The organism is Pseudoalteromonas sp. SG44-17, assembly GCF_014164235.1.
In the GTDB taxonomy this organism is placed as follows: Bacteria; Pseudomonadota; Gammaproteobacteria; order Enterobacterales; family Alteromonadaceae; genus Pseudoalteromonas; species Pseudoalteromonas rhizosphaerae.
The window spans coordinates 53,760-73,260 of sequence record NZ_JACJEV010000022.1; the positions used below are offsets into that span (position 1 = coordinate 53,760).

Below are 19,501 nucleotides of genomic sequence, written 5' to 3' on the forward strand. Positions count from 1 at the left end.
AGCTTAATAATTTAATACTGAGTTTATCCTGAGTTGCCAAAGACAACCTAAGTGGGCAGGGAACCCATGATAAAGGATAACAAGGAAGACTTTACTCGCATTGAAAACCAGTATTGAGACAAATTTTTTGATAGTACATTGAAGGAATATTAATTATGAACACATTAAATAAAACATTAGCACTTATTGCACTGGCATCTTCATCAGCGGCGTTTGCTGCTACCGATTTTGATACGCTAGATGTTGATGGGAATGGAGCTCTGAGCCAGCAAGAAGCATCAATGGGTGGTATTACATCTACAACATTTGCAGAGCTTGATACTGACCAAAACGGTGAGTTATCAAAAGAAGAGTTTTCAAAAGCTTAATAATTTAATACTGAGTTTATCCTGAGTTGCCAAAGACAACCTAAGTGGGCAGGGAACCCATGATAAAGGATAACAAGGAAGACTTTACTCGCATTGAAAACCAGTATTGAGACAAATTCTTTGATAGTACATTGAAGGAATATTAATTATGAACACATTAAATAAAACATTAGCACTTATTGCACTGGCATCTTCATCAGCGGCGTTTGCTGCTACCGATTTTGATACGCTAGATGTTGATGGCAACGGCGCAATCAGCCAAAGTGAAGCATCGGTTGATGCTGAGCTTATGAGTAAATTTGCAGAGCTTGATACAGACGGTAACGGTGAGCTCTCAAAAGCTGAGTTCGCAAAGGCCTAATTATAGCTTCCGCCTACAAGGAATTTTAAAAGGACTTTTACATTGATTACGTTCAAAAGCAGCCAATACCCCCGGGCTGCTTTTTTTATGCCTGTGTGCTTCCTGTGCGGTTAAGTGCATTATTTACAACATAAATACATCAGCTTATTATCGTGGTATTAATTTATACATGGAAGTTGCTAATGTTAGAGATTATCAGTTTATATTCAGCACTAAGCGCGAGTATATGGATTGTTGCTGGGGTGTATATCGCTGGTAGGTGTTATCCAAACTATAGTCATGCAAAGCAATTTTGCAGCGAGCTCGGTGCTGCTGGCAGTCCCACGGAAAAACTATCCCCGCTTATTAATAACTATCCTCTTGGGTTACTATTTTGTTTATTTGGTTGGTATGTCGTACAGCTGGAAAATACCGCTATATTAATTATGTTGGTCGGTTGGCTTGTCATGATTCATGGTGTGGGTACCTGGATTGCCGGTTACTTCCCCATGGATGCGGATCCTAATACTAAAAACCCTACTTTGAGTTGCCAAATACATTCTTGGGCTGGCTTGGTAATGCTGCTGTCTTTGCTGATTGCGCCAATTTTTGTTGCTGTAAGTTCATATACCAGTATTTCATTTCGGCTTTTTTCAATTTTGTGTGTGTGTATTGCCTGTTACTTTTTAGTTTTGTTGACGCAAGCATTTAAGCAAAAAGGCAGTGTAGGCACTTATCAACGATTAGCTTATGGTGTGCAGTTGTTGTGGTTGAGTGCATTTTCGTTGGTGCTGTAATTTAATTTTAGATTTAAACAGTAAGTGTTGCTTTGTAAAACGCTTAAGCAAAGGTGAATTAGATATTGAATGACGGAGATTAGGCTTAGTGAAAAGTGTTAGCTATACCGTGGAACTTAGCTGTCCATCTTTAGAAGAATTTTGTTTATTAAGAGAGAAAGTCGGTTGGGGTAAAGTCAACGCTGATCTGGCGAATACTAGTTTAAACAACTCGTTATTTCATGTAGTGATCCGACAGGAGGGGCTACTTGTTGGTATGGGTCGTGTAATAGGTGATGGTGGTTTATTTTTTTATATCCAAGATGTTGTTGTCGATCCTGACTTTCAAAGGCAAGGTATTGGTGCGTTGATTATGGATAATATAGAAATGTATTTGGCTGGGGCAGCAAAAAAAGGTGCGACGATCGGACTGCTCTCAGCCAAAGGTAAAGAATCTTTTTATGCTCGTTACGGATATTTTAGTCGGCCGGATAAAATGCTAGGCTGTGGGATGTGTAAATTTACTTAGGATGAAAAATTTCAATGTCTGAATATGTAGCAAGTGTTGTGTGGTCTCGCCAAGCAGAAGAGTTGTTTATTGATAATAAATATAGCCGAGCTCACCAGTGGCAATTTGATGGTGGGGCAACTATTGCTGCATCCTCCTCACCGCATATCGTGCCACTGCCATATTCTATGGCAGAAAGTGTCGACCCCGAAGAGGCATTTATTGCGTCATTGTCGAGCTGTCATATGTTATTTTTCTTATCTATTGCGGCAAAAAATAAGTTTATGGTTGATAGCTATCAAGATGATGCCGTTGGTTTGATGCAGCGCGCTAGTGATGGGCGTATGTCGATGACTCAAGTAACTTTAAAACCATGTGTGAAGTTTGCCGAAAATGAGCAACCGAGTGCAGAGCAATTAGAAGAAATGCATCACCAGGCTCATGAGTTATGTTTTATCGCCAATTCGGTGAAAACACATATTGTGATTGAAATTGTTGGTGCTTAATTAAATTGTAAGAATACCCAGAGCGTTAAAACTGCAATATCGTTGCTATTGTTTCGCATAATGGCAACAAAACACGAATTTTCATAAACTAACTGCGTTTTTATTTTTTACTTACCAAAATAAATTTAATTTCCCCTTACAATTCAGATTGTTAATTTATGAAAAAAATTTAATTTTTATCAGTTAAAGTTGCTGTTCAGTTGCGGTTAGGGTACTCATCTTTGAAAAAAACACTATTATCAGCATAGTTTATCGAGTTGTGTCATTTTTATAACTATTAACCATTTGATTTATATGGTTTTATAGGTTAACGCATAAATCTTGTTGCTAAACTGCAACAGAATAGTCCTTCTAAATTCCACGAAAACATCAAAATACAATGTAACTTCATGATTTTTAATGATAATAAATTGTTGGCACCGAAGTTGTAATACTCTAGTTGTCTTGAACGAAACGGTGATTATCACTTAAGTTCACAACCATAAACTTTGAAGGAATATTTATTATGAACACATTAAATAAAACATTAGCACTTATCGCATTAGCTTCTTCATCAGCAGCATTTGCAGGTACTGACTTTGACACCTTAGATGTTGATGGTAGCGGCACGATCAGCCAAAGCGAAGCGGCAGTTGATGCAAAATTAATGAGCCAGTTTGCTGAGTTAGATACTGATGGTAATGGTGAGCTTTCAAAAGCTGAGTTTTCTGAAGCGTAATCGCTTATTTTCATACAAGGATCTTTGCAAAGGACCTGCGCATTTGATTAAGCAAGCACACTAAATTTTGGAAGGAAGATAATTATGAACACATTAAATAAAACCTTAGCACTTATCGCGTTGGCATCATCATCAGCTGCTTTTGCAGCAACTGACTTCGATACTCTTGATGTTGATGGCAATGGTGTAATCAGCCAACAAGAAGCATCTGCTGATGCGACTATTTCAGCTAAGTTTGCTGAGCTTGATACTGACCAAAACGGTGAGTTATCAAAAGAAGAATTTTCAAAAGCGTAATTTCAGTTTCCACAAACAGGGATCTCTGAAAAGGATTTCTTTCTTTTAAATTATTAGGAATAACACTATGAAACATATTAATACAGCACTTGCTATTTTTGCCTTAGCGGCTTCATCAACTGCGTTTGCAGCAGTTAGTTTTGACACATTTGATACTGATGGAGACGGCGTGATTAGCCAAAAAGAAGCCTCTGTGAATGCACAGTTAGTTGAAATTTTTGCTGACTTAGATACAGATCAAAACGGTGAGCTATCGAAAGAAGAGTTTGCCAAAGTACAATAAACTGATAGAAATAACACTCCTACAAAAAAAAGCAGCTTAGTTAAGCTGCTTTTTTTGGTTAACTTGAATGGTTATAAGCTGTAGTCAAACTGCAGGGAGAATTTTCGCGGGCTGCCGTAGCGATATTGGTTATAAAAACCAATTTGGTTGTAATAAGTTTTATCAAATAAATTATCAATATTAAGGCTAACAGTCATCTGCTTATTAATTTGATAGCTGGTCATTAAACTGGCTATACCATAGGCTTTTTGTGCAACTTCAACCGTGCCAAATGCAGGGTTTTTTACATCATCGTAGCTGCGACTCTGCCAGCGATAACCACCGCCAATTTTTACGCCCTGTAAGCTATCGCTTAATTGATAACTAGTGAATAACTTAAACTGATCTTTTGGATTGATGGTATTTAAAGTTGTGCCATCTGGTCTTTCACCTTTACTGCGAGTATAGCCAAAGTAAGCATCCCAAGTATCGCTTATCGCGCCATTGAGTTCTAGTTCAAAGCCTTCAGTAATGGTGCCATCAATCGCTTGGTAAATATCTTGGTTAGTTCCTGGAATTGTTGCACCGGTATATTCTCCCCAGTTATCTTGATGGATTTCAAAACCAGACAGTGACATATCTAAACGCTCATTAAATAATGAGGCTTTAATACCCACTTCGTAGTTTTTACCTTGAATTGGTGCTAAGTAATTACCATTTTCGTCCACACGGCTTTGTGGTGTGAATATATCGGTGTAATTGGCATACAGCGCCCAGCTGTCGTTTAACGCATAAGTGGTACCAAGATAATTGGTCGGTTCATTATTCAACTCGTAATCATGCTTGCTACCAAAACTGTCTTGTGTGGTTTGCCATTGATTTAAACGACTACCCAAAATAATAGATAGCGCATTAGTTACGTTAAACTGTGAAGCAAAATAAAGTGCGCTTTGCTTTGTCGTGCCATACGAGCCATAGGCAGGTGTGGTTTGCCAGTTAGGTTTTGGGTAGTCATAATCTGTTGCAGTAAAGTCGCCAATGACAGTCGGTGGCTGTTGGTTTGCAAAATAAGGCGTTGAAAAATCTTGATCTTGGTTGTTGTAACCAAAAAGCAATTGGTGGTTTTGCCCAAACCAGTTAAACCTACCTGCTAGCTCTATTTCATAGGTTCGTTGTATTCTTTTCGCATCAATATAATTTACTGAACCGGGCTTCATGCCTATATTCGTTTGTGAGTCAGGGTTACCTGTCGCCCAAAAAACATCGTAATGTAGGTCATTATTACCATATATATAGCTCGCACTTAGCTGCCAATTAGCATTGAAGTAATGCTCAATACTCATAAAGCTATTCAATGCTTTAGTTTTTGAAGATGACCAATTTGGCGCTGTGGATGTTTCTCTATCATAGTTTGTTCGGGTGCCATCGCTATAAAAAATAGGTAGTCCACCCGACATCGTGCCTTTTGGGTCTGTGGTTTGCGTATCAACAGCAAAAGTTAACAGGGTACTATCAGTTAGGTCAGCTTCGATAATACCGTATAATGTGCTGCGATTTTGTGAAAAACGCTCTTGGTATGATTGCTTATCTTGGTAAGCAATGACTGTACGACCTCGTACACTTGCGCTGCCATTTAAGCTGCCTGACACATCAACCACACCACGATAGTTTTGCCAAGAACCAACCGTTGCAGAAATATTTACTTGGTTATGCACTGTAGGGCGCTTACGAATTAAATTTATTGCAGCAGAGGGGTTGCCTGCCCCCAGCATTAATCCTGTGGCACCCCGGACGACTTCAATGCGTTCAAAAATTGCTGTGTCTGTTAAATTATCGCCGTAATTAAAGCGGGTATCGTAGGTTGTTGCTATGCCATCATATAAAATACTGGTAACACTGATACCGCGCGCTGAAATTGAATATTTACCATTATCGGCCTCTCTTGCATTGATGCCGGTTACGCTGGTGATGGCTTCAATAGCGCTATTTAATTGTTGATCGGCCATAAATTGACTGGTGATAGCGATAGCTGATTGCGGAGTTTGCAAGTGGCTGAGATCAAGCCCTGTTGCTGAGTTCATTGCACTTACTTTGTAGCCGCTATCTTGCTGGCCCACGATGGTTAGTTTTTCAATGTCGTTTTTAGCTTCGGCATTTGCATTCGTTGACAGTCCACACACAAGAATACCAATAACACTGCAATATGTAACACAAAGAGGGGTGTTTAAAGTTGGGTGTATCATTTGAAGAAATCCATTTATATTAAAAAATGTGAAATTAACTTCTCACAGAAAGAGAAAACGCTTGATTATCAAACAGCGTGAGAGTAATGGATTTGGGTACAGAAGTAAATGCTTTTGAGATTGATTTTCATTTGCATGTGTTGGAGGTGGAAATTCACCTTTCGATACAGTTGCTTTGTGTCGAAAGGTGAGGAGTAATTTAGAGAAAGATAGCGCTAACTTGGAACAGTTTTTCAACTACGTTGATATGCTTTTTATCGATCAAGAACATAATGACGTGATCGCCTGAGTGAATTATCGTGTCGTCGTGGGCAATGAGTACATCATCATTACGGACAATCGCGCCAATCGTGGTACCTGCAGGCAGCTTAATATCAGCAATTGCACGGCCGACAACTTTAGAGGTATGTTCGTCGCCATGGGCCACCGCCTCAATGGCTTCTGCTGCGCCTTTACGTAATGAATACACATTAACAATATCACCGCGGCGAACATGGGTAAGCAGGGCAGAAATCGTGGCTTGCTGTGGTGAAATGGCAATATCAATTTCGCCACCTTGCACTAAATCAACATATGCGCCGCGCTGAATAAGCACCATGGTTTTTTGCGCACCCATGCGTTTAGCGAGCATGGCTGACATAATATTAGCTTCATCATCATTGGTTACCGCGATGAATACATCAACTTGTTCGATGTGTTCTTCTGATAACAACTCCTGATCTGACGCATCACCACAAAACACCACTGTATTATCAAGCATTTCTGATAACTGCTCAGCACGTTCTTTATTTCGTTCAAGCAATTTTACGCTATGATTCTTTTCCAGAGAGCGAGCAAGCCCAGCACCAATATTACCGCCACCAGCAATCATAATTTTTTTGTATGAACGCTCTAATTTCTGTAGTTCATTCATTACTGCACGAATATGTTTGGTGGCAGCGAGGAAGAACACTTCATCATCCGCTTCAATTACTGTAGTACCCAGTGGTTTGATTGCTTTACCTTGGCGGTAAATCGCGGCAACACGAGTTTCAACATTAGGAATATGCTCTTTTAATGCTGACAATGCATAACCGACTAACAATCCGCCGTAGTAAGCCTTTACCGCAACCAGCGAGAGCATGCCATCGCCAAACTCTAAAACTTGTAACGCACCAGGATAATCAATCAAGCGACGAATATACTTAGTCACTAGTTGCTCTGGAGCAATATAGTGGTCAACAGGTAAATCATCGTTTTGAAAGAGCTTTTCGCGGTACTTTAAGTATTGCTCAGAACGGATCCGAGCAATTTTAGTCGGCGTATTAAAAATACTATACGCGACTTGGCAAGCGACCATGTTCACTTCATCTGAACTGGTCACTGCGATGATCATATCGGCGTCTTCCGCACCGGCGCGGCGTAATACATCAGGGTGGGCACTATGACCTGTAACACCCTGTAGATCGTATTTATCTTGTAACTCACGTAATCGGTTGCCATCAATATCAACAACCGTGATTTCGTTTTGTTCACCTACCAGGTTTTCAGCGAGTGTACCGCCTACTTGTCCTGCACCGAGTATGATTATTTTCATGGTTTACTAAAAGCTTCTTATGAGTGTGTTTTTATAAGCTTGGCATAATAAAATCCGTCACTCTCACCAGGCAGTAACTGCAGCCCAGGGTTGCTTGGGGTATCGTTATCATGTAGCGGGATATGTTCAACATCGTTATTATTTGCTAAAAACTTAGCGACTTGCTGTTGGTTCTCTTGTGGTAATACCGAGCAGGTTGCATAAATTAGCGTGCCACCTGGTTTCAATAATGGCCAAATGCTATTGAGAATATCGCCCTGGAGTGTCGCCAGATCATTGATATCTGATGCACGACGTAGCCATTTGATATCTGGGTGACGACGAATTACACCCGTTGCAGAGCAAGGAACGTCTAATAGAATACGGTCAAACTGTTGCTCATCCCACCATTTGTGTGGCTGCGAAGCATCGGCACATTGTAAATCAGCGCCTAAGCCAATTCTTTCAAGGTTTTGCTTTACACGTTCAAGGCGGGTGGCATCGCTATCAAGTGCCAGTACATCAGCATCTGCGAGTTCTAGAATGTGACAGGTTTTACCACCGGGTGCTGCGCAGGCATCTAGAATATGCTCGTCAGCTTTTGGATCTAACAAGCGTGCCGCAAGCTGTGCTGCTGCATCTTGTACTGAACATGCGCCGGTGTCGAATTCAGGCAAGGAAAACACATCGCGCGGTTTATCCAGCTTAATACCATCAGGGAAATCAGGATTGAGTGTATGTTCAATGTCATTAGCAGTGAGCATTTCGCTATATTCAGCGGTGCTATATTGCGCTTGGTTAACACGCAACCACATTGGTGCTTGCTGCTGGTTCGCTTCTAGTAGAGCTTGCCAAGAGTCAGGGTAAGCTTCAGTTACTTGTTTGATAAACCAGTTTGGGTGGTTGTATAAACACACTGGTATTTGCTTGGCTTTTTCTTCAAGCTCTACTTGCTGGCGCTGAAAGCTGCGTAAAATAGCGTTGATCAAGCCTTTTAAACCCAATGCGCGCAGTTGTTCTAATGCATTAACCGTTTCGCTAATGGCTGCATGCGGTGGAACCCGCATATGTTGTAGTTGGTAAATGCCCACATACAGTAAGAACTGGAATATACGGCGCTTACCTTTAAGTGGCTGCTCAACTAAATGTTGACAATAACTTTCTAAACTTGGTAAATAACGCAGTACGCCGTAACAAATTTGCTGTAATAACGCTTTATCTTTAGGTGGTAAACCTTGGCTGGCAAAAGGCAGCTCTTGATTTAATGAGGCGCCTTTATCAACCACGTTATATAAAGTTTCGGCGGCAAGCGCCCTGACATTACTCATTGTGTTCGCCTATTCGTGTGCCAGGAGTTACCCAGTCTGCTCGACCATTTAAAAAGTCAGTAATGGCCATTGGCTTTTTACCTTGTGGTTGTACTTGAGTGATATTAAGTGCGTTAGTACCACAGGCAATCACAATGCCGTGTTTATCGCTTTGTAATACCGTGCCTGCCGTGCCTTGCTGGTCAACAACATTAGCTTGATAAACTTTTACAGTGTGTTCACCCATTTGGGTAAAACAGACCGGCCATGGATTGAATGAGCGGATATTACGCTCTATTTGCGCTGCGTCCATCGACCAATCAATATTTGCTTCGTCTTTAGATAGCTTTTTAGCGTAATTGGCAAGCTCGTCATTTTGTACTTGCGGGGTAATTTCGCCATTAGCTAACTTAGTAATGGTGTCTATTAGTGCGCTTGGGCCTAAATCGGCAAGCTTAGCGTATAAACTTGCACTTGTTTCAGTGGCGGTAATAGGGCAGCGGCTAATATGCAGCATGTCGCCGGTATCTAGGCCTTCATCCATTTGCATTATGGTGACGCCAGTCTCTTCATCGCCCGCCCAGATAGCGCGTTGAATCGGCGCGGCACCACGCCAGCGCGGTAAAATTGAGCCGTGTACATTTAAACAACCAAGCCGTGGCGCCTCTAAAATTGCTTTTGGTAACAGTAATCCATAAGCGACCACGATCATAAGGTCAGCATTTAAGCTGCTTAGTTCAGCCAGAGCGTCGTCACTTTTTAATGAGGCAGGTTGAAACACTGCTAACTCATTGGCCAGTGCGAGTTCTTTCACTTCACTGGCTTTGAGTTTTTTACCGCGCCCTGCTGGACGGTCGGGTTGGCTATACACGCCAACAATTTGATGCTCTGAGTCGATAAGAGCTTGTAAATGGCGCGCAGCAAAGTCTGGCGTACCGGCAAAAATAATGCGTAATGGTTGTGTCACTGAACTTCCTAATTATTACTAAGGTATTATTGCGCTGCTAACTTAGCTTCTTTTTCAAGTTTTTTACGAATACGTTGGCGCTTTAACGGTGATAAGTAATCGATAAATAGTTTACCCTGTAAATGGTCAAGCTCATGCTGGATGCAAATTGCTAATAGCTCATCAGCATCTAAACTAAACTCTTCGCCATTTTCGTTTAATGCGGTCACTGTTACAGTTTCTGCGCGGTCAACTTTTGCATAAGAGTGTGGCACAGATAAACAGCCTTCTTCACTTACCGTGGTGCCATCTTGTTTAGTGATTGTCGGGTTGATCAATACTAACGGTTTATCACGTTCTTCTGATACGTCAATGACCACAATACGTTGATGAATATCGACTTGAGTCGCAGCTAATCCAATGCCGTTTTCATCATACATAGTTTCCAGCATGTCTTTTACAATTTGGCGAATTTGGTCGTCAACTTGCACCACTTCTTTTGCTATTGTACGTAAACGCTCATCTGGAAATCTTAAAACTTCTAACCTAGCCATAGTAACCTTTTTCACTTGTGCTTAATTTAGGGTATTGTATGCTCTTATTTTAGCCATTCGCGTTCACCTTTAACAGGTTTTGGTTGATAATAATGAAAAAACACCACAAGGAAGCTCAATGAAATACCCATTACTCGCGGCAATGTTGGCATTAAGTGCTACTTTCCCATCGTTAGCAGATGTATTAACTATAAAAAAAGATGCGCCTAAACAATACGTTGTGAAAAAGGGCGATACACTTTGGGATATTTCAGGGGTTTATTTGCAAGAGCCTTGGCAGTGGCCGGAACTTTGGCAAATGAATCCACAAATTAATAATCCACACCTAATTTACCCAGGGGATGCACTGTCTTTAATCTATGATGAGCACGGTAATCCACGTTTGGTGATTAATCAGGGTTATAAAAAGCTTTCTCCACATGGTCGAATTGTACAAAAAGGTAAAAATGCGATCCCTACTTTACCTCTTGAGCTGCTGCGTCCTTACCTAATCTATGAGCAAGCACTAAATGCTGATGACATTGCCGATAAACCTTATATTTTAGGAGCCAATGTCAACACTAAAATGAATACCGAAGGCCATATAGTTTATGTTAAAGGTGAGCTGAAATTACACGAGTCATACGCTATTTACCGCAAGGGCGAAGCATATGTTGATCCGCAAACAAACGAAGTGTTGGCTAATAAAGCACAATTAGTGGCGGTGGGTCGTGTATTTAGAAAAGGTGATATTGCCAATGGTGTACCTGCTTCAGTTAAAATTGAACAGGTAAAGAGAGAGATCAAAGCGGGTGATTTTTTAATGCCTGCGATAGAAGGTCAGCTATTACCTGCGTATTTTAATATTCACCGTCCTGAGCAGCCAGTGCAAGGTGAAATCATCGCATCAGTGAGTGGATTACGAGAATTCAGCACAATGGATATTGTAGTGCTAAACTTAGGGTCAGAGCAGCAAATTAAAGAAGGCCACATTTTAGATATTGAGCGTCAATCACCGACTGTTTTTGATGGTCGTAATGGCCCACGCTACAAAGAAGATTCAAATAGCCTTGAAAAGTTAGTAACAAACGCCAACGAATTTTTTGGCGTAGAGGCAGATGCCGACACGACTGTGTGGCATATGCCAAAAGAACAGGTCGGTCAGCTAATGGTGTTTAAAGTTTATAAAAACGTTAGTTATGCCTTAATCGTAAAAAACCAGCACCCAATCCGAGTCGGTGATTTTGCAGTTATAAATTAATTCAGGTTTGAGTGCTCTAAGGAGGGAGCATGAAAGATTCATCAGGCAAGCTAACCCATTGGCTTGCCTTTTATTTATGTAAAGGCTTAGGTGTTAAAACCTTATTGGCATTGGCACAAAAACTGCCATTAGATGATTTGTTTGAGCTGACTCATGAGCAGCTTACCGGTCATGGTTTAAGCCCGCAGGTCGCCACTAATTTACTGGCAACCGATTGGCAGCAAGTTGACTATTATCAACAGATAATTGTTAACTCACAGATAACCGCAATTGATTACTTCGATCCTCACTATCCACCATTATTAAAAGAAATTGCTAGCGCGCCTTTATTGCTATTTTGCCGAGGCAATTTAGAGTTATTGACCAGTCCGCAAATCGCTATTGTTGGAAGCCGCAATGCCACGCCAATCGGTTTAGAGATCGCCGCTGAATTTGCTCATCAACTCACTTTGGCAGGATTAACGGTAACTTCCGGAATGGCGCTTGGTATTGATGGTGCTGCCCACAAAGGAGCGCTGGCGGGCAATGGTAAAACCATTGCAGTGCTTGGTACTGGAGTGGATGTTTATTATCCTAAACGGCATAAGTTACTCACCGATCAAGTATCCGAACGGGGGATGTTGGTGAGCGAGTTTTTACCCGGTACAGCCGCTAATGCTAATAACTTCCCAAGACGTAATCGTATAATATCTGGTTTGTCATTAGGTGTGTTGATTGTCGAGGCTGAAATAAAAAGCGGTTCGCTTATCACCGTGCGGTATGCGCTGGAGCAAAACAAAGAAGTTTTTGCAGTGCCTGGTTCAATTAAAAATCCACTCTCTGAAGCCAGTCACTTTTTAATTAAACAAGGTGCAAAGCTGGTGGAAAATGTCAGTGATATTCTAGACGAAGTGAGCTTTTTCTGCGAAAACAGTCTATATACTATAGAAGAAGCAACGGTTGATGAACCTGCCTGCGAAATACTAAACAGTGTTGGTTTTGAAGTAACAGCTGTTGATTTAATTGCTCAGCGTAGCCAGTGGCCAATAGATAAAGTGCAAGCACGTTTACTTGATCTTGAATTGGAAGATAGAGTAGAGCGTGTATTAGATGGCTATATTAGAGTTCGATAAGCTTAGTGTGGAGGAAAGTAACATGTTCGATATCCTCATGTATCTGTTTGAAAACTACATTCACAGCGAAGCCGAAGTCTTTGTTGAGCATAATGAACTCACTGACGAATTATTACGTGCCGGCTTTAATAAGCCCGAAATATACAAAGCACTTGATTGGCTTGAGCAGCTTGCTGACTTGCAGCACAGCGATGAATTCCCTTATTTAAACCGCCTCCCACAACATGCGATACGTATTTTTACCGATAGTGAATGCCACATGCTGAGCGTAGAGTGTCGGGGCTTTTTAATGTTTGTAGAACAAGTCGGAGTGATCAACAGCGCAACGCGTGAAATGGTTATGGATCGTTTGTTCGCATTAGATAAATCTTATATATCACTTGATGATTTAAAATGGGTGGTACTTATGGTGTTGTTTAATGTGCCAGGCTCAGAGCAAGCTTATGCACAAATGGAAGAACTTATTTTTGATGAGCCGGCAGAGGTACTACATTAAGCAAGTGCTGCGCTTGTATCTTTAATTAGTTTGGGTATATTAGGCGAAAATTAGTCAGCTGCTTAGGGAACACATGAGTAAAATCGACCAATCGCTTTTTTCTGCAAATCAACATGCCTTAGAAAAAGAATACGAAGTGTGCCCTAAATGCGGTTCAGAGCTTGTGATCCGCAACAGTAAATCAGGTCCTTTCCTTGGCTGTGCGAGTTATCCCGAATGTGATTTTATTCGCTCGCTTGCTCAACATGATACTCAACAAATCAAAGTACTTGATGATAGCCCTTGTCCTGAGTGTGGTAATCCGCTAGTAGTGAAGAATGGCCGCTATGGTATGTTTATTGGCTGTACGGGTTATCCTGAGTGTCACTACATTGCTCATGATGAGCCTGAGCCAAATGAAGAAGTTTTACCTGCTTGCCCTAAGTGTAAAAAAGGCCAGTTAGTGGCGCGTAGTAATAAATTTGGTAAAACATTTTATTCATGTAATAGCTATCCAAGTTGTAAATACACACTCAATCACAAACCAGTTAGCCATATCTGCCCCGCGTGCCAATGGCCAGTAATGATGCAAAAGCAAATGACCAATAGTGTTGTGCTACAATGCCCTCAGAAAAGTTGCTCGCATAAATTCACGGTGAGCGAATAATTACCGGCTTTAATTTTATTGTATTTGGAGATTTTCAGTGACTGATACTACCTCAGTTCCTTTAACTGCCCTTGCTGCTGTGTCGCAAGGCGGGGTTATTGTTTACCCAACCGAAGCTGTTTATGGCTTAGGCTGTGACCCCGATAATCAGCAAGCTGTGGAGCGCTTACTTGCAATAAAGCAGCGGCCCGCTGAGAAAGGCTTAATTTTAATTGCCGATAATTATGGGCAATTATTAAAGTATGTTGATGATGCAAAAATTCCGATGGATAAACGCGCTGATATTTTTTCCAGCTGGCCCGGCGCAATTACTTGGGTTATGCCAGCGGCTAAAGGTACGCCTAAATGGTTAACAGGACAATTTGATAGTATTGCTGTGCGTGTAACTAATCACCCAACAGTAAAGCGCTTATGCCAAGAATTAGGCAAACCTCTTGTGTCTACTAGTGCTAACTTATCAGGACATGATACGGTCACTAGTATTGCAATGGCTAAAAGTGAGTTTGGCGAGCTGGTGGCATTTTATGTAGATGAACCACTTGGTGGTAACACGCAGCCTAGCACTATTAAAGATGTAATGACCGGCAAAGTATTTAGAGGATAACCATGCACAGCAATTTACTCGAACAAGTAAAAACCTACCTGATGGCCTTGCAAGACACAATTTGCCAAGGTTTAGAGCAAGCTGATGGCCAAGCCAAGTTTGTAGAAGACAGTTGGCAGCGCGAAGAAGGCGGTGGTGGGCGAACTCGTGTTATTCGTGGTGGCAATGTGATCGAGCAAGGTGGGGTGAACTACTCGCATGTGTTTGGTGCTTCGATGCCGGCATCGGCAACTGCGCATCGTCCAGAACTTGCTGGTCGTAGCTTCCATGCCTGTGGTGTCTCGCTAGTGATCCACCCAAACAATCCACATATTCCAACGAGCCATGCTAACGTACGCTTTTTCATTGCAGAAAAGCAAGGTGAGGAGCCTATTTGGTGGTTTGGTGGTGGTTTTGACTTAACGCCATTTTATCCTGAGCTTGAAGATGTTCAACATTGGCATCAAGTCGCGCATGATTTATGTGCGCCGTTTGGAGATGAGGTTTACCCTAAATATAAAAAATGGTGTGACGAGTATTTTTACCTAAAACATCGCGATGAAACGCGCGGGGTCGGCGGTTTATTCTTTGATGATTTGAATGAAGCCGGGTTTGAGCAAAGCTTTGCCTTTATGCAAGCAGTAGGCAATGGCTTTTTAGGGGCTTATTTACCTATTATTGAACGTAGAAAAGCAACCCCATTTACTGAGCAGCAACGAGACTTCCAACTTTATCGTCGTGGCCGTTATGTTGAGTTTAACTTAGTGTGGGATCGTGGCACTTTATTTGGCTTGCAAAGTGGCGGACGTACAGAATCAATATTAATGTCGATGCCGCCGCTAGCGCGTTGGGAATATAACTATACACCCGAAGAAGGCAGTGCTGAAAATAAGCTATACGCTGACTTTTTAAAACCAAGAGACTGGTTAGGGCTAGCATAGTAAGCAGGCTGCCAGTCAATATCTGCTTTATTGACTGGCAACTTTAAGTATTACATCAATTTAAAGCTTCTTACTTGCTCATCCAGTGAACGCGCTAGATTTAACAGCTCCTCACTTACTTTTTGGTTATCGTTAGCATCCACTAATGACCGCTCAGCGTTATCACTAATACCAATAACACTCCGATTTATTTCCTCTGCGGCTAAGTTTTGTTGTTCTGTCGCGTCGGCTATTTGAATATTAAGTTGATTTATTTCATTCATTTGCATAGAAATATCTTTTAAAGCTTGAGCAACATTTTTTACTTGTTGCGCTCTAGCATCAGCCTCCTCACACGATTCACCCATGGTTTTAACCGTTTGCGCCGCTTCGGATTGCAGTTTGTCGATTGTGCGACGAATTTCATCGGTGGATGCATGAGTACGAGTTGCCAACGTACGTACTTCATCAGCCACCACAGCAAAGCCCCGACCAGCTTCACCTGCACGTGCGGCTTCAATCGCAGCATTAAGAGCTAACAAATTGGTCTGTTCAGCAATACTGCTAATCACTTCGAGTACTTTTCCTACCTCAAGTGTTTGTACTTGTAGTTGACTTACTTGCGCTGCAGCTTGGCGAACATCGTCTGCCAATTGATTAATACTGAGTTCGGTTTGTTCAGCAACATGCATACTTTGTTGTGCCAGTTCATTACTGTTCTCTGATTTTTCAGAGGCAAAGTGAGTGGTGTTTTTTACTTCATTAGAGGAGCTCTCTAGTTCGTTTATAGCAGCTGCCACTGAGTCTGTATTTTTCTTTTGCTCTAAAATAGCGCGCTCAGTAGTATCCGCGGAGGTATAAATTTTTTCTGCTGAGTGGATCAATACTTTTGATGAATGAGATACTTGAGCAATATTATCTTTAAAGGTGGCGATCATCTTATTAAAGCTGGTGGCGAGCCAACCCAGTTCATCTTCAGCGCTATCGTCAATTCGCAGGCTTAAATCTTTGTTGGTTGTAGCTAAATGCATAGCATGACCTAGCTTTTTAAGGCGTACAATAAAAATTTGTCTAAACATAATGCCCAGTAATACAAAGGCAATAATAAAAATAATAGAGAGTAATGCGGTATTTACTAGGGTGTTGTAAGTCACCGCATTATCAATATCAGCTAATGAGTAACTAATTTTAACTACGCCGAGTACATCACCTTCTTGTGCTTGATGACAGCCAAGGCAATTAGTGCCTTTATAATCGCTACTGGCAAACATAGGGCGCAGAAAAGTCATACTGCGGCTATTATTTTGCTGATCAATTAGCAATGTTTCCTTGCCTTTTAAAGCCTCGCGTTCGATATCGTTGCTCGGTACTTGATTTTTATTGCCCGGCCCATAAAGTTTATTAACAATTGGGGAGCGAATAATATGCGCATCTTCAATATTTGGGTGCTTGCGTAGTTTTTGGCTTAATAGCTCTCTATTTGCCATGGTGCCTGTGATCATCAAAGTATTGATAGAGTCAAAGTAGTTATCAGCAAGAAGCTTAATATTTTCTGCAACAGTGTCTTGCGCAAGCGTTCGTTGTTGGCTTGAGCTACTAAGAATACTGGCAATTAACACAATAATGCCTGTTAGGGCCAATAGGGCATAAATTTTATGTTGGATTGATTTCACACGCACGACGCTTTTTCTAAATATTTGATCACGTATTATCTATATTTAAAAAAAGGCCGTTTTGACTTAGCGCAAATAACGTGCAGTTAAAGAGAAGTGCTAGTGCTGATTAATCATATGACTGGCAAGTTGTGCCAAAGATTTACGTAACCCTTCTCGTAATAAGGGATTATCAATTTCCGTGTCTAACGCTTTATTCATGCAATACATCCATTGATCTCGTAAATCTTGATCAATTGGAAAAGGCATATGGCGTTTACGCAGCATAGGGTGACCATGTTTTTCAACAAACAAGTCTGGGCCGCCTAACCACCCTGATAAAAACTCAAAAAACACTTGGCGAATACGGTCCAATGGTTGAGGATGCATATCATATAACGGTTTAGCGTATTCATCGCTGGCCATAATGTCGTAGAATCGATTCGCAAGTGCTAAAGCACCAGCTTCTCCACCCATCAGTTGATAAGGTGTTTTTTCTGGCGTTGGTGCTTGCTGTTGTTCTGGTGGTTTCGATTTTGAAAAGAATCGTTTAATCATAGTTTTATCATCATTAATTAGCAGTAAGTTACGAGGTAATGTTACTGCACAAAGAGGTTGCTCAAATATGGACAAATATGCAGTTTTTGGAAATCCTATTAAACACTCAAAATCCCCTGCGATACATCAGCAATTTGCAACCTCATTGGGCGAACAAATCGAATACAGCGCAATATTAGCACCGATTGATGGTTTTAAAAAAGCCGTGGCCGATTTTTTTGCCACAGGCGGTAAAGGAGCTAATGTTACAGTGCCATTTAAAGAGCAAGCATTTGCGCTAGTTGATGAGCGAACTGAATTGGCAACCATTGTCGGAGCAGTAAATACTATTAAGTTATTAGATGATGGGCGCTTGCTAGGTGACAACACCGATGGCATTGGTTTTGTGAACGATCTGCTTGCGAATCAGGTTACCATTAAAGATAAACGGGTCTTACTTATAGGTGCCGGAGGCGCTGCACGTGGCGTGGTTTTACCGTTATTGGCACAACAGCCGAGTGAAATCATTATAGTCAATCGTACGGCAGCAAAAGCTAAGGAACTAGCTGAATTATTTGCCCAATACGGTAATGTAACTGGCTATGGTTTTGATGATTTACCAGTAAGTGATTACTCGCTAATTGTAAACTCTACATCTAGCAGTATGCTTGGTGAATTGCCTGCGCTTGATAAAAAACACCTTGATGGCTGTGAACATGTTTATGATATGTTTTATTCACAGCAAAATACGCTGTTTATGCAATGGGCTCAGGGCTATAAGGCTAATATTAACGTACTTGATGGAAGTGGCATGCTAGTAGGGCAAGCTGCACAAGCCTATTTTGTGTGGCGCAATAATATGCCTGAAATACTCCCTGTTGTTCGGGCATTAAAAACCGGAGAGCTTGCATGAATCAAGCAATCCAATTTATCGACCGATTTGAATTTAACGTACAATCCCAGCTGTTAACGTTTTTTGCTCAAGTAAGTGGCTTAATGGTTGAATGTGTCATTGACACACACACGCTAGCATTGGCAGACCAACAAGCTGCAAAGTTACATTTTGAACAGGCGCGTTTTGACTATGAAGATATAGCCGAGCAACTAATCGAGAATGAAGAATATAACTCGGCAGGACAAATCATTGTTTCAGTGCTGAGTTAATCCTCAGCTAGATACTCATCTTTAAGCTCAACATAATTAGTTGCTGATATTTTTAAAAAACTCAGCTCTTGCTCGGTTAAAGGGCGCGCCTGCTTTACTGGACTACCCACATAGAGAAAGCCCGATTCCAAGCGCTTGTTTGGTGGAACTAATGAACCGCCACCAATTATCACATCATCTTCAACAATGGCATTATCCATTACAATCGCGCCCATGCCGACTAAAATACGATTCCCCAAACAACAGCCGTGCAACATAACCTTGTGACCAACGGTAACATCATCACCAATAATTAATGGATAACCATCTGGGTTACTTTTACTGGCACGCGTTAGATGTAACACGCTGCCGTCTTGCACGTTAGTACGTTCACCAATGCGTATATAGTTAACGTCCCCTCGTGCTGCTACTAACGGCCATACACTACTATCTTCACCTAATGTGATATCACCAACTAAAACAGCCGACTCATCTATATAAACAGACTGGTTAAAACGAGGAGTAATTCCTTTATAAGAACGGATTGCCATAAAACACCTAATAAATTAAGAATAAGTTCAACAGTAAGAGGTAAATAGTGTAGCAGTAGAGCCTATAAAATGGCCAGCTAGGATCTGTGCTGTATACTAAACTAGCACTTTTGAGCTGTTTAGCGCGTAAATTGAACGAACAGCACTTTATTTCAAGTTTTCTTTAAAAAACGCTTGCGTAAAATTCGCCGCGCCCTATAATGCGACCCCACTGAGACGGCAGACAGCAACGCTTAGCGAG

The 19,501-nt window shown here is 41.3% G+C and carries 24 protein-coding genes; 16 read left to right on the top strand and 8 right to left on the bottom strand.

Annotated elements, in window-relative coordinates; genetic code table 11:
- Positions 1–155 precede the first annotated feature (155 nt).
- From H5182_RS15280 to H5182_RS15315, 8 genes are all read left to right on the top strand, one after another.
- Entirely contained in the window at positions 156–368 is a 213-nt protein-coding gene (locus tag H5182_RS15280) for a calmodulin (protein WP_145241752.1), read from the top strand.
- A 148-nt stretch (positions 369–516) separates the two neighbouring features.
- Positions 517–729: a calmodulin gene (locus tag H5182_RS15285; protein ID WP_145241754.1), complete on the top strand. Its 213-nt coding sequence runs from the start codon at positions 517–519 to the stop codon at positions 727–729.
- Positions 730–911: 182 nt separating this feature from the next.
- Positions 912–1,505: a DUF998 domain-containing protein gene (locus H5182_RS15290; RefSeq protein ID WP_182731933.1), complete on the top strand. Its 594-nt coding sequence runs from the start codon at positions 912–914 to the stop codon at positions 1,503–1,505.
- 88 nt (positions 1,506–1,593) lie between these two features.
- Positions 1,594–2,013, top strand: a complete 420-nt coding sequence (locus H5182_RS15295; RefSeq protein WP_310741366.1) for a GNAT family N-acetyltransferase — start codon at positions 1,594–1,596, stop codon at positions 2,011–2,013.
- 14 nt (positions 2,014–2,027) lie between these two features.
- Positions 2,028–2,498: an OsmC family protein gene (locus tag H5182_RS15300; RefSeq protein ID WP_182735375.1), complete on the top strand. Its 471-nt coding sequence runs from the start codon at positions 2,028–2,030 to the stop codon at positions 2,496–2,498.
- A gap of 505 nt (positions 2,499–3,003) precedes the next feature.
- Positions 3,004–3,216, top strand: coding sequence for a calmodulin (locus tag H5182_RS15305; protein ID WP_145241758.1), 213 nt, complete (start codon positions 3,004–3,006; stop codon positions 3,214–3,216).
- An 84-nt stretch (positions 3,217–3,300) separates the two neighbouring features.
- Positions 3,301–3,513 (top strand): calmodulin, encoded by a 213-nt coding sequence (locus H5182_RS15310; protein ID WP_145241760.1) that lies wholly within the window; start codon positions 3,301–3,303, stop codon positions 3,511–3,513.
- Between the two features lie 67 nt (positions 3,514–3,580).
- A complete protein-coding gene (locus tag H5182_RS15315) occupies positions 3,581–3,796 on the top strand; it encodes an EF-hand domain-containing protein (RefSeq protein ID WP_145241762.1) in 216 nt (71 codons plus the stop codon).
- A 71-nt stretch (positions 3,797–3,867) separates the two neighbouring features.
- Here H5182_RS15315 and H5182_RS15320 read toward each other — a convergent pair whose 3' ends face one another.
- From H5182_RS15320 to def, 5 genes are all read right to left on the bottom strand, one after another.
- On the bottom strand, positions 3,868–6,018 hold the full coding sequence (locus tag H5182_RS15320; protein ID WP_259398317.1) for a TonB-dependent siderophore receptor: 2,151 nt from the start codon (positions 6,016–6,018) through the stop codon (positions 3,868–3,870).
- A gap of 199 nt (positions 6,019–6,217) precedes the next feature.
- On the bottom strand, positions 6,218–7,594 hold the full coding sequence (gene trkA / locus H5182_RS15325; RefSeq protein WP_064668279.1) for a Trk system potassium transporter TrkA: 1,377 nt from the start codon (positions 7,592–7,594) through the stop codon (positions 6,218–6,220).
- Positions 7,595–7,611: 17 nt separating this feature from the next.
- Positions 7,612–8,901: a 16S rRNA (cytosine(967)-C(5))-methyltransferase RsmB gene (gene rsmB / locus H5182_RS15330; protein ID WP_182760260.1), complete on the bottom strand. Its 1,290-nt coding sequence runs from the start codon at positions 8,899–8,901 to the stop codon at positions 7,612–7,614.
- Entirely contained in the window at positions 8,894–9,847 is a 954-nt protein-coding gene (gene fmt, locus H5182_RS15335; RefSeq protein WP_145241764.1) for a methionyl-tRNA formyltransferase, read from the bottom strand. Before fmt ends, rsmB begins: the two co-directional genes overlap by 8 nt.
- A gap of 26 nt (positions 9,848–9,873) precedes the next feature.
- A complete protein-coding gene (gene def, locus H5182_RS15340; RefSeq protein WP_182735374.1) occupies positions 9,874–10,380 on the bottom strand; it encodes a peptide deformylase in 507 nt (168 codons plus the stop codon).
- Between the two features lie 118 nt (positions 10,381–10,498).
- Between def and H5182_RS15345 the strand changes: the two genes are divergently transcribed.
- The 6 genes from H5182_RS15345 to hemF all read left to right on the top strand — a co-directional run bounded on the left by H5182_RS15345 (position 10,499) and on the right by hemF (position 15,398).
- Positions 10,499–11,620, top strand: coding sequence for a LysM peptidoglycan-binding domain-containing protein (locus H5182_RS15345; RefSeq protein WP_145241768.1), 1,122 nt, complete (start codon positions 10,499–10,501; stop codon positions 11,618–11,620).
- Between the two features lie 29 nt (positions 11,621–11,649).
- The gene (gene dprA, locus H5182_RS15350) at positions 11,650–12,732 is read left to right on the top strand and encodes a DNA-processing protein DprA (RefSeq protein ID WP_145241770.1); all 1,083 of its coding nucleotides are present in this window, start codon (positions 11,650–11,652) and stop codon (positions 12,730–12,732) included.
- Between the two features lie 22 nt (positions 12,733–12,754).
- Positions 12,755–13,228 carry a DUF494 family protein gene (locus tag H5182_RS15355; RefSeq protein ID WP_145241772.1) on the top strand — a complete coding sequence of 158 codons (474 nt, stop codon included), beginning with the start codon at positions 12,755–12,757 and terminating at the stop codon, positions 13,226–13,228.
- A gap of 73 nt (positions 13,229–13,301) precedes the next feature.
- Entirely contained in the window at positions 13,302–13,874 is a 573-nt protein-coding gene (locus H5182_RS15360) for a type I DNA topoisomerase (RefSeq protein WP_182718494.1), read from the top strand.
- Between the two features lie 37 nt (positions 13,875–13,911).
- Complete coding sequence (locus H5182_RS15365; protein ID WP_182760261.1) at positions 13,912–14,478, top strand: L-threonylcarbamoyladenylate synthase; 567 nt, start codon at positions 13,912–13,914, stop codon at positions 14,476–14,478.
- Positions 14,479–14,480: 2 nt separating this feature from the next.
- Complete coding sequence (gene hemF, locus H5182_RS15370) at positions 14,481–15,398, top strand: oxygen-dependent coproporphyrinogen oxidase (protein ID WP_149983190.1); 918 nt, start codon at positions 14,481–14,483, stop codon at positions 15,396–15,398.
- A gap of 50 nt (positions 15,399–15,448) precedes the next feature.
- On the opposite strand, the gene H5182_RS15375 is transcribed toward hemF, so the two are convergent.
- A complete protein-coding gene (locus H5182_RS15375; RefSeq protein ID WP_182760262.1) occupies positions 15,449–17,050 on the bottom strand; it encodes a methyl-accepting chemotaxis protein in 1,602 nt (533 codons plus the stop codon).
- A 99-nt stretch (positions 17,051–17,149) separates the two neighbouring features.
- Positions 17,150–17,587, bottom strand: coding sequence for a group II truncated hemoglobin (locus H5182_RS15380; RefSeq protein WP_182760263.1), 438 nt, complete (start codon positions 17,585–17,587; stop codon positions 17,150–17,152).
- Between the two features lie 67 nt (positions 17,588–17,654).
- Here H5182_RS15380 and aroE point away from each other — a divergent pair, with 67 nt between their 5' ends.
- On the top strand, positions 17,655–18,479 hold the full coding sequence (aroE, locus tag H5182_RS15385) for a shikimate dehydrogenase (RefSeq protein ID WP_145241784.1): 825 nt from the start codon (positions 17,655–17,657) through the stop codon (positions 18,477–18,479).
- Positions 18,476–18,730 carry a DUF1488 domain-containing protein gene (locus H5182_RS15390; protein WP_145241786.1) on the top strand — a complete coding sequence of 85 codons (255 nt, stop codon included), beginning with the start codon at positions 18,476–18,478 and terminating at the stop codon, positions 18,728–18,730. Before aroE ends, H5182_RS15390 begins: the two co-directional genes overlap by 4 nt.
- On the opposite strand, the gene H5182_RS15395 is transcribed toward H5182_RS15390, so the two are convergent.
- Positions 18,727–19,260, bottom strand: coding sequence for a gamma carbonic anhydrase family protein (locus H5182_RS15395; RefSeq protein WP_149983193.1), 534 nt, complete (start codon positions 19,258–19,260; stop codon positions 18,727–18,729). The two genes, H5182_RS15390 and H5182_RS15395, sit on opposite strands and share 4 nt — an antisense overlap.
- Positions 19,261–19,501 lie beyond the last annotated feature (241 nt).